The sequence below is a fragment of the uncultured Meiothermus sp. genome, from assembly GCF_937863175.1.
GTDB lineage: Bacteria > Deinococcota > Deinococci > Deinococcales > Thermaceae > Meiothermus.
On the sequence record NZ_CALMCQ010000201.1, the window covers coordinates 1 to 10,172 of the forward strand.

10 protein-coding genes and 1 tRNA gene are annotated in these 10,172 nt (G+C 62.5%); 4 read left to right on the plus strand and 7 right to left on the minus strand.

Going from position 1 to position 10,172, the window contains the following annotated elements:
• Window positions 1-226: Na+/H+ antiporter subunit E (locus tag Q0288_RS07890; RefSeq protein ID WP_299429351.1), on the minus strand; the 226-nt coding region annotated here is incomplete at its 3' end.
• A 337-nt stretch (window positions 227-563) separates the two neighbouring features.
• Here Q0288_RS07890 and Q0288_RS07895 point away from each other — a divergent pair.
• Window positions 564-640: transfer RNA gene (locus tag Q0288_RS07895), tRNA-Trp, on the plus strand.
• 94 nt (window positions 641-734) lie between these two features.
• On the opposite strand, the gene Q0288_RS07900 is transcribed toward Q0288_RS07895, so the two are convergent.
• Complete coding sequence (locus tag Q0288_RS07900) at window positions 735-1,142, minus strand: site-specific integrase (RefSeq protein WP_299429352.1); 408 nt, start codon at window positions 1,140-1,142, stop codon at window positions 735-737.
• A gap of 380 nt (window positions 1,143-1,522) precedes the next feature.
• Here Q0288_RS07900 and Q0288_RS07905 point away from each other — a divergent pair, with 380 nt between their 5' ends.
• Window positions 1,523-2,662 carry a hypothetical protein gene (locus Q0288_RS07905; RefSeq protein ID WP_299429353.1) on the plus strand — a complete coding sequence of 380 codons (1,140 nt, stop codon included), beginning with the start codon at window positions 1,523-1,525 and terminating at the stop codon, window positions 2,660-2,662.
• On the opposite strand, the gene Q0288_RS07910 is transcribed toward Q0288_RS07905, so the two are convergent.
• From Q0288_RS07910 to Q0288_RS07925, 4 genes are all read right to left on the minus strand, one after another.
• Window positions 2,659-3,552, minus strand: coding sequence for a hypothetical protein (locus Q0288_RS07910; RefSeq protein ID WP_299429354.1), 894 nt, complete (start codon window positions 3,550-3,552; stop codon window positions 2,659-2,661). The two genes, Q0288_RS07905 and Q0288_RS07910, sit on opposite strands and share 4 nt — an antisense overlap.
• Entirely contained in the window at window positions 3,549-4,610 is a 1,062-nt protein-coding gene (locus tag Q0288_RS07915) for a hypothetical protein (protein ID WP_299429355.1), read from the minus strand. The genes Q0288_RS07910 and Q0288_RS07915 overlap by 4 nt, the downstream gene beginning before the upstream one ends.
• Before the next feature lie 34 nt (window positions 4,611-4,644).
• Window positions 4,645-4,746 carry a hypothetical protein gene (locus Q0288_RS18075; protein ID WP_366914734.1) on the minus strand — a complete coding sequence of 34 codons (102 nt, stop codon included), beginning with the start codon at window positions 4,744-4,746 and terminating at the stop codon, window positions 4,645-4,647.
• Window positions 4,747-5,163: 417 nt separating this feature from the next.
• Entirely contained in the window at window positions 5,164-6,423 is a 1,260-nt protein-coding gene (locus Q0288_RS07925) for a replication-associated recombination protein A (protein WP_299429360.1), read from the minus strand.
• 543 nt (window positions 6,424-6,966) lie between these two features.
• Between Q0288_RS07925 and Q0288_RS07930 the strand changes: the two genes are divergently transcribed.
• A complete protein-coding gene (locus Q0288_RS07930) occupies window positions 6,967-7,698 on the plus strand; it encodes a diguanylate cyclase (RefSeq protein ID WP_299429357.1) in 732 nt (243 codons plus the stop codon).
• 77 nt (window positions 7,699-7,775) lie between these two features.
• Here the strand turns inward: Q0288_RS07930 and Q0288_RS07935 are convergent, their stop codons facing one another.
• Window positions 7,776-8,891 (minus strand): aminotransferase class V-fold PLP-dependent enzyme, encoded by a 1,116-nt coding sequence (locus tag Q0288_RS07935; protein WP_299429358.1) that lies wholly within the window; start codon window positions 8,889-8,891, stop codon window positions 7,776-7,778.
• 500 nt (window positions 8,892-9,391) lie between these two features.
• Here Q0288_RS07935 and Q0288_RS07940 point away from each other — a divergent pair.
• A partial coding sequence (locus tag Q0288_RS07940; protein WP_299429359.1) for a J domain-containing protein occupies window positions 9,392-10,172 on the plus strand: 781 nt, incomplete at its 3' end.

Sequence of the window (10,172 nt, forward strand, 5' to 3'; positions counted from 1 at the left end):
CTCCTCGCAAGGAGTTCCAGGCAAAGTAAGGGACGAAGCGCAGCAGGCCCAGAGGCCGCCACCGCCACCCCGGAGGCTCGAGCAGGGCCAGGCTAAGCCAGGTGGCTGCGACCACAAAGACCAGCCCAACCACCCCGGAGCCAGGCCTGCCCTCGGTTAATACCAGCCAGAGCAGGCCAAACAGGACTAGCCTCAGAACCACTGCAACCACCAGGTCTCGGCTCAAGCAACCCCCACCAATCGCAAATTTACCAAGATCTACCACAGCCGAAGATATTCCACGAATCTATTGCTGGTCGCAGCACCGTGAGTGTACAAAATCACGCTCACAACTAGCCCACCTGGCTCGTTGACGGGGTGAACACCGGGCTTGCGGGGTGGGGAAGCCAGAAGCCAGTAACAGGGCACCGGAGAGCGTACGAAACTGCGAAGGATGCGCGGCCAGTTGCCGGGAAGCGGAAAGTGTTGTTGTGGCCCGGCTTGACTAAAAGATGTCGCCCGGACAATAATGGGGTTTGCGGTAGTGGTGACTGCCGGAAAACACGATAAGAAAGGCAAAATATGGGCCGTTAGCTCAGTCCGGTAGAGCGTTCGTCTCCAAAACGAAAAGTCGGAGGTTCGAATCCTTCACGGCCCGCCAAGAAAAGCCCTGTGAGGCACGCAAAACCCCCAACCTTGATCGAGGGGTTTTCCGGATTTTGCCCACAATGTAGCAACCGTGTAGCAGCCCGGAATCAGGCTGCCGAACGCCCCTCCTCGTCGTCTCCCTCCGGTTCGTCCTCCAGCTCTATCCCGGCGGCCTCGGTGATGCCCACCAGGTAGTCGGTGTGCTTGCACTCGAGCAGGTGCCGGTAGATGTTCAAGGTGATAGTGGGGTTGACGTGGCGCAGGCGGGCCGAGACCACCTCCAGCGGCACCCGGCTGGCCAGCATCACCGAGCCGTAGGTGTGGCGCAGGTCGTGGACGCGCACCTTGCTCAGCCCGACCCGCTGGCACATCCAGGTCAAGGCCCAGTTGGGGCTGTGGGGGCAGCAGGGCTTGCCGCTCACGGGATCGCCGAAGAGGTACACGGCCTCGATTTCTTGGCCAAAGGTCTCAACAGTGGCGGCCTTCAGAGTTCTGAGGGCCTCGGCGGTGAGCACGCCCGCGTCGGGGGGCGAGCTGACCTACCGGCTGGCGGTGCTGATGTTCGCCAGGGCCTACTTCAAGGATTTGGGGATCGCGCCGAGGGAGCTTCGTGGGCTGACGCTGGTAGGTGTGCGCTGCCTGCATTGCTCTAGGCCCCTGATGTTCCCCTACCACCCTCGAGCCGAGAAGCTAGCCGCCGCTCAGAGCCTGTCCGGCATCCTGCTGACCTCGCCCGGCATTCGCCACGCCTGCCCGCACTGCGGCGGACTGCACAACCACACCCACGCGACGCGGCTACACCAATCTCCCAGGGCGTGGCCTTCTCCGGCTGGCTCCCCTGACTCCGACAACCGACGAGTGGCAGTCTCCCCTTGGTCGAGCGCAAGCTATACGTATGTGGCGCGACTACACCAAGCTCACCCGCACAGAACTGTACGAGAAGGTCTGGTCAACCCCCGCCCATACGCTCAAAGAGGAGCTGGGCATCTCTGACGTGATGATCGGGAAGATTTGCAAGAAGAACGGGATTCCCAAACCCCCACCGGGCTACTGGGCGCGGGTCGGCGCGGGACAGCAGGTTCGCCCAACCCCGCTGCCCAAGCTCAAGAACGGCCAGCGCGAGGACATCTACATTCAGCGACCACCGCCTGACCCCCTAAAGCCCTTCAGGGCTGACGCCAAGCGCAAGGCTGGTGAGGTCGAGCCAGTTCCCGTCCCCGAGCGGCTCAACCGCCCTCACCCGCTGGTCGAGGCGACCCGGAGCGGGCTCAAGAACGCCCAGACCAACATCTACGGCCTACTCGAGCCGCCGTGGAAGTATGAGGGCTTGGATGTTCGCGTCTCACCAGATCAGTTTCCCAGGACGCTACGAATCATGCAGGCATTGATCCGGGCGCTGGAGGCTCGCGGCTACAAGATCACGGTTGAGAACGAGGGGCAGCGGCGGGGCACGTTCGCCCTGGTAGACGGCCAGTCTATCCAGTTCCGCCTGAGCGAGTCGGTGCAGCAGGTCAAACGCCCTCTCTCCGCCAAGCCGAACCCGTACAGCTTCCTCGAGCGTCGCTGCGACTACTTCCCACGTGGGCATTTGAAGTTCGTCTTCGGCTCGACTTACTCGCCGAAGACCCGCACCGACTGGCAGGACACGGACAAGGCTCCGCTCGAGGACAAACTCCACCTCGTGATCTCAGGGATGATCGAGCAGGCCGAGCTAGACAGGCAGGCCCACCTCATCTGGGCGGAGAAACAGCGACAGGCCCAGCGGGAGCGCGAGCAGCGGGAGGCCATTGAGCGGCGAAGACGAGAGGAAGCGGAGCGCCGCGAACTCCTGGAGGCCGCTGCCGGGCGGTGGGCCAAGGGCGAGGAACTGCGGGCCTTCTTGCGAGCCTGCGAGGCCGCCTGGGGGCCGTGCGAGCCGGACAGTCATCAGCGCCGCTGGCTGGACTGGGCCTACCAGCACGCGGATCGGTTCGACCCGTTGAAGAACGGACAGGTGGCGGAGATGCTCGAGAAACTTCCCCACGCCGACGACTAAACCCGCTCGGTGAAGATCTGTTCCAGCACCTGGACAAACCGGGGCAGGTCGGTAGCGCTGAAGTTCGGTTGTTCCCTGACCCGCAGCACCCCGGTCGAGTTTTCGTCCGCAAAGTATTGACCGACGACCTGGCGGGCCTCCTTCAGCACAGAGTCATCCCGATTCTGCCGAGCCAGCTCCAAGGCATCGTCGTAGTCCGGCTGGCGCAGGAGTGCGGTCAGGGTATAGAGGTCGGCGGCGTGCTTGCGGGCGTAGTCGGGTTCCGGCCCGCCGCGACCGCCCACCTCGCGGTCGCGGAAGGCGAAGAGCTTCATCACGTAGAGGGTGAGGGGGTTGGGCAACCAGACCCTGCCGGAGTAGAACCGACCGTCCGGGCAGTCGCCCTCCAGCGACACCTCCATGCGGCGCTCCTCCACTAGGATGGCCTCGGGCGTGACGCGCCCGTGCAGGGGGCTGCCGCCCTTCCTCCGCTTGACCCGCACCTGGTCGGCCTCGAGCACTGCGTCGCCCTCGGGCGGGAGCGGGGCCAGCAGATCAATCTTCACGTCTCGGGACTGGCCCCAGGCCGTGCCTGCCTTCTTGAACTGGAAGCGCAGGGCGCTGGGGAGAACCTCATAACCCAGGGCATCAAGGGCGTTCATCAGCGCCTGGGACTTGTCGGTATCGGCCAACACCGCGAGGCTCAGCAGCAGGTCAAAGTCCTCGGTGGAGCGTGCCTCAGGGATCGGCTGGATCAGGGTCTCGGCCTGTGTCTCGGCAATCCACTCCCGCCTTAAGAACAACCCGAAGCCCCCGGCCAGGGTCGGCTCCACGCCGCTGCCCTCGAGCTGGCGCAGCAGGTCGAGCAGGTGGGCCGAGAGCGGGGCGAAGGGGGTCTGCGAGAGGTTCATGTGATCTCCCCTAAGCGCTGCCTGGCCTGCCCGAGGATGTCCACCCGCAGCCGGGCAGCCCCCTCCTTCTGTCGTGCGTCGCCCCAGTGCAGCTCGAGGTAGGTCTGCACAGCCGAAGCCCAGAGGGTGCCGTCGGAGCCGGGCTCGAGGTCGAAGAACACCGAGGGGTCGGGCGGGGAGCGCAGCTCGAGGTTGGGGAAGGGGTCTTCATGGATAGTCTCGAGGCCGCCGATCAGGGCTTCAACGCCCTCGGCGTAGAGCTGTATCAACGTGCCACCCGTCAGGTTGCCGGCGTGGCGGCTGGCCGACCCTGCTCCGGTCACCGCGATTCGCACACCTTTACGGCGGGCGTTGGCGAACAGCACCGGAAGCAAATCAGAGTGTCTGACCCGCCCACGCCAGAGGGTTTTGGCCCGCACCCGCCCCCAGCCCTCGACCAGCCGATCCAGCAGCCGCTCGGGCTGGAGTAGGTAGATCCGGTATGGCCCCTGTGAGCCCACAACTACGTCCTGGCGGAGCTGCTCGAGGCTGCGCGAGACCAGTGGCTGGGAGAGTTCGCCGCCCCGCTCGAGGATGTAGCGGTGCAGGTCTTGCACGGTGCGGAAAGCGGGCCGCTCAAGGAGCGCCCGCGCCACCATCGCGCTCTTGCCCCGGTAGGGGTCTTTGAGGGACTGAGGGTTCTTGAAGCGGTTGGGACGACCGCTGTAGCGCAAGAGCCAGCGTCCTGGCACCAGGATCAGGGCGTTGCCGCACAGATCCAGCCCGCTGACCTGGGCCGCCGCCAATAGTTTGAGTTTCTCGTCGCTCAGGTAGGGCAGAACGACCATCGGGTAGGCCGACGGCACAGCATTTGCGTGTTCCAGGGCGGCCTCGAAGCTGCGCGTCGTCCAGTCCGGGCGGTAGACGTAGGCAAAGTCGAAGCTATCCTCGCCAAACGTTATGCGAAGCCTCATCCGTGGATGCAGCCGCAGTTGAAGCAGGTCGAGTTTTGGGAGCCACTCCAGGCTCAACTCGAGGGGCGGCTGAGTCTCTTTATGCAGAGAAATAATGGTTTGCATGCACAGTAATATTATCATTTTTATGCATAAAACACTATGCACTACTCGAGACCTCTGTATTATCTTGACCCTCGAGCCAGCGCTCGACGACCTTGACCGGGATCACCCACCGCGAGCCCGCCCGCACCGCCTGCACTTGACCACCCCGTACCAGAGCGTAGGCGTGATTCCGGCTGACCCGATGGTTTGGGCGAACTCCTCCACCGAGTACGCCAGTTTTATCGTAGGTTCTCTATCCATCGCGTACCTCTGAGTGAGATTGCCAACCAAACTCAACCAAGGGTACACCTTCTCGCGGAAAACCCCATTCCAAACAGCGATATTGTGAGTAGCAATGCTCGAGGCTCCGTGTAGCAACCCAGAATATTGGCGGTAGTTACTGCTGGTAGCGAAATGCGATAAGAAAGGCTTTTATGCTATTCTTGGTTATCGCTATTAAGCCACTTACGCAACTCCAAAACGAAAAGGCGGAGGTTCGAATCCTTCACGGCCCGCCAGCAAAACCACTTAAGCTGCCGCCCTGCTTCAATCTAGGAGCAAGTCGGGAACAGTGCTACCGACCTGTTTGAGGCCCCCGGGCAAAGCGGGCGCGTAAAGCCTTCAGCCGCTCGCGCACCTTGTCTTCCCAGCCTTCGCCGGTGGCCTGGTAGAGGGTCAGACCCTCGAGCTTTTCCGGCAGGTACTGTTGGGCAAAGCTGCCCTGGGGGTCGTCGTGGTAGTAGGCATAGCCCTGGCCGTAGCCCAGCCGTTGCATCAGCCCGGTGGGGGCGTTGCGAAGGGGCAGCGGCACGGGGGCATCGGGGTATTGTCGGGCTGCGTTCTGGGCGTTCTTCCAGGCGGTATAGCTGCTGTTGGACTTGGGGGCCAGGGCCAGATAGATCACCAGCTCGGCCAGGGCCAGCTCGCCCTCGGGACTGCCCAGGAAGTCGTAGGCGTCTTTGGCGGCCATGGCCAGGCGCAGTGCGTTGGGGTCGGCCAGGCCCACGTCCTCCACCGCCATGCGGGCCAGCCGGCGGGCCAGGTAGAGGGGGTCGGCGCCGCCCTCGAGCATCCGGGCAAAGTAGTAGAGCGCAGCATCAACATGGTTGCCGCGCACGCTCTTGTGCAGGGCCGAGATCAGATCGTAAAAGTATTCGCCGCCCTTGTCGAAGCTCAGCGTACCGCTGCCCAGCGCCTCCCTGGCCACCGCCGGGGTGACGCGGCCCTGGCCCAGGCTGGCCGAGAGTTCCAGCGCCGACAGGGCCCGGCGGGCATCGCCCATGGAGCCCTGGGCAATCAAGTCCAGGGCTTCGGGGTCGGCCTGGGCTTGCACTCCCTCCGGGTGGGTCAGGGCCCGTTCCAAAAGCTGGCGGGTGGCGTCCTGGTCGAGCGGGTTGAGCACATACACCCTGGCGCGGGAGCGGAGGGCCGGGATCACCTCAAAGCTGGGGTTCTCGGTGGTGGCCCCGATCAGGGTCAGCAGGCCCGACTCGAGGTGGGGCAGTAGCGCGTCCTGCTGCGACTTGTTGAAGCGGTGAATCTCGTCCAAAAACAGCACCAGGCTACCTTTTTCCCTGGCCGTGGTCACGATCTCCTTGATGTCTTTCACGCCCGCGTTTACCGCCGAGATGGCCGCCATTTCCTGCCCAACCCCCTGGGCCAGCAGCCGGGCCAGGGTGGTTTTGCCGCTACCGGGCGGCCCCCACAAAATGAAGGAGGAGAGACGGCGGGTCTCGAGCATCCGCCGCAGGGGTTTTCCTGGCCCGGTAAGGTGCTCCTGCCCCACCACCTCGTCGAGTGTCTTGGGCCGTACCCGCTCGGCCAGAGGGGCTATGCTCACAGCGTAATTGTACCAGAGGGGTTTAGGGTCAGTGGTCTAGGGTCTATTGAACGATTATCGGCTATCGCCTCGCACCCCCCACCCTTCCCTCCCCCACAAGGGGGGAGGAGTTAGCTACATCATTTTTTTGACGTCAGCGATGCCGCTTCGCTCGGCAGCCCTAAAGCGGCCATTGGCTATCAGCTATGCGCTAGCTGCTATCGGCTATCGTCTCGCAGCCCCCCACCCTTCCCTCCCCCACAAGGGGGGAGGAGTTAGTTGGATTCTCTATTTGACGCCGAAAATGCCGTGTCGCTATGACACTTAAAGCTGCCGTTAGTTATGAGCTATCGGCTATCGGCATTGTTCCCCAACAAGAGGCGAGGAGTCTAGCAAAACCTTTAGTTGACCCGGAGATACTGCTTCTTCGCTCGGTAACCCTAAAGCGGCCTTTAGCCATCAGCTATACGCTATCGGCTATCGACCATTGACTATCGGCTTCTCTACTATGTTCATTCTTGGCATGGCAATCCAGCTTTCAATCTTATGCTAGGGGCTATGTGGCTATCATTGTTGCCCTGGGGATTTGTTCTGCTGGGTCTGTTGCCCTTGTGGCTATTTCCCCGGCAGGAGACTATTTATCCTGGAGTAGTTTTTTTGGTTGCAGCCCTGATTCTGGCCGCAGCCGCCAGCCTGTACGCCAAGGTGCCGCTGGATCCCCAGGTTCGCTTTTTCTGGGTACTGGGCCTGGGTGTGATGAGCAGCGTGGTCGCGGTGGCAGCCAGCCGCGATCTGGCCCAGGTTCCCGAAGATGTGGCGGTGATGGCCTCGGTGGCTAGTTTAATGGGGGCCTGTGTGTTTCTGATTGGGCTGTTTTTCCTGCTCCAGCGCGAGGATCCAGCCCTGCCTGCACCGGTGCAAAAGGGTTTTCGCAACCACGACGGCATTATGCCCTATGCGGCCCTGCAGGCCCTGGCCCCGAGCCTCGAGACCCTCTCGGGGGTGCGGCCCGTTACACTCCTGCTCCTGCACACCCGCACCGACCAACTCGGGGCGGAACTGCTGCAGTACCTGCGCCAGCCGGATATGGTGTTTCAGCTTAAACCAGGCCAGTTTTTGATTGCCCTGCAGGGCAGCAACCTCGAGGGAGCTCAGATTGTCTTCCGACGCATCCGGCAGAACCTGGTCATCCGGGCCTACGGGGTACTGCCTCTTCAGGGCATGAGCATCCGGCAAGCCCTGGTGCAACTCGAGGGCGAACTCGAGCACTATTACCTGACGCAGCACTGAGGGCCGAGGGTCGAACACCCGCAGCGAACAGCCTGTTTGCGATGCTTTTGACGGAAACGCTGGGTCTTGTTGGAATGCTATACCGCGATCAGGCCCACGCGCTCCTCGAAGGCCCGCTCCAAACCGCTCTTGCCCAGCACTTCGCCCAGCGCTTTGAAGAAAACCCGGTAGTGCTCGACCCTGGCGCTTTCGCCCATCAAACCCAGCCGCAGCACCTGGCCTGCGGTGGGGCCAATACCACCGGCTACCGAGACCCCCCGGGCGTAGAGCCCCTTGCGAATCTCGGCCTCATGCAGGCCCTGGGGTGGGCGCACCACCAGCACTGTGGGCAGGCGGGCACCTTTGGCAGCGTAGGCGCTGAAGCCCAGCTCTTCCAGCAGGGAAAGCACCGCAGCGAACATGGCCTCGGTGCGTTTCTGGCGGTTCTCCAACCCCTCTTCCAGGGCCAGCCGGAGGGCTTCTTCCAGGGCATAGTGGAGCAACACCGGCGAGGTGCAGAAATAGCCCTCCTGCTCCCAGTACACCGCTGCCCGCGACAGGTCGGAGTACCAGCCCCGCACCTGCCCCAGGCATTCGCGCCCACGCAAGGAGAGGGCAATGGGGGCCAGCCCTGGCGGAGCCGAGAGGCATTTCTGACTGCCGGTAAAGGCATAGTCTATGCCCAGTTTTTGCATCGAGAGCGGCATCATGCCTGCGGTGGTCACCACATCCACCATGAAAATTGCCCCATGGGCCTGCACCAGGGCAGCGATCTCTTCTACCGGGTTGATAACGCCGGTGCTGGTCTCGCCATGTACCAGTGCCACCAGTCTGTAAGGGCGGTGGCTCAGCTCCTCGGCCACGAGCTGGGGGTCAATTGGGTGGCCCGGCTCGGAGCGCAGCACTTTGTGGTCGAACTGGTAGACATGGGCAATCTCCACCATCCGCTCGCCAAAGGTTCCGCTTACCAGGAGCAGTACCGCGTCCCCCGCGTCGGCCAGGTTGTTCAGGCCCGCCTCCATCCCCAGGCTGCCTGAACCGGGCAGAGCCGCCAGCAAAGCGCCCTCACCCGGATCAAACAGGAAATTCAAGTGTTCACGAATACGGCGGTTGGTGGTCAGCACCTCGAGGTCGAGGTGGCCGCGCATCTCTTTGGCAAGCGCACTTTGTACCCTGGGATGAATGGGCGTGGGGCCGGGGGTCAAGAGAACCATGCATATCCTCCAAACAAAAAGATTCCCCGCTGGGCATACCCTGACGGCCTCTTCGCTATGAAGAGCGCCGTTAGAGAATAGCTCGAGCGGAGTGAAGGGGTTTCATTGCTTTAGTTGCGTTTTCGTGGTCGTTGCCAGGCTCACGCCCATGGCCTCGAGCAGAGAATCGCATCTGGACTGAATATACAGGGGTATAAACAGATTGTCAAAAAACCGCCGCCGGGCTGGCTGAGATCGAGGGTCTGGGCTCGAGGGAAACCAACCCCCAGGGGAATCTGAAGTTGGGCAACAGGATTCGGGTCATCCTAGCGGCCCACGCACCCGCAGGTCAAAAGCGGAAGGCCAGCCGTTTTTACTGAGGCGTACTATTCGCTTGCGCTCCGTCTGCCCCGAGACCTGCGGCATTCTCAATGGGCGTGTACCGGCCCCATAGCTCCCGTACCCGACTCCAGTGTCTAATCCCACAAGAAAAATACCTAAGCCTGTTAGACTAAACTTCGATGAACGACTACTACGCAACCCTGGGCGTGGACAGGACTGCGGATGCCGACGAAATCAAGAAGGCTTATCGCAAACTGGCGCTGCAGTATCACCCCGATAAAAACCCTGGCGACAAGGCCGCCGAACAGAAGTTCAAGGAAGTAACCGAGGCCTATGCAGTGCTCTCCGATGCCGAGAAGCGGGCCAACTATGACCGCTATGGCACCGCAACCCCTGGCGGGTTTGGTGGCGCGGGGAGCGGCAATTTGGGCGATATCTTCGACCTGTTCGAGCAGGTGTTTGGCTTTCGGTCGCCGGGTGGGACCGGCCGCGCACCAAGGGGCGAGGATTTGGAATCCGCCGTCGAGATGGAACTGGTGGATGTGCTGCACGGTGTTGAGAAAGAAGTCCAGTACGACCGCCTGGTAACCTGCGATGGCTGCAACGGGCAGGGCGGGAAGCGCCAGACCTGTAAATCGTGCAATGGACGCGGAACCCTCGAGCAAGTCCAGCGCACCATTTTTGGCAATATGGTGGCCCAGGCCCCCTGTGCGGCCTGCCGGGGCCGGGGCTATACCCTCAGCGAGACCTGCCCGACCTGCAAGGGCCAGGGCCGGGTCAGGCGTACAGAAAAAATCAAGGTTAACATGCCGGCGGGCATTGACGAGAATCAGCTTCTGCGGGTCTCGGGCATGGGCAACCTGGGGCCCGGGGGGCCGGGCGATCTGTTCGTTCGTCCACACATCCGCCCCCACCCGCACCTGCACCGCGAGGGCTCCAACCTGATCCACGAACTCCGAC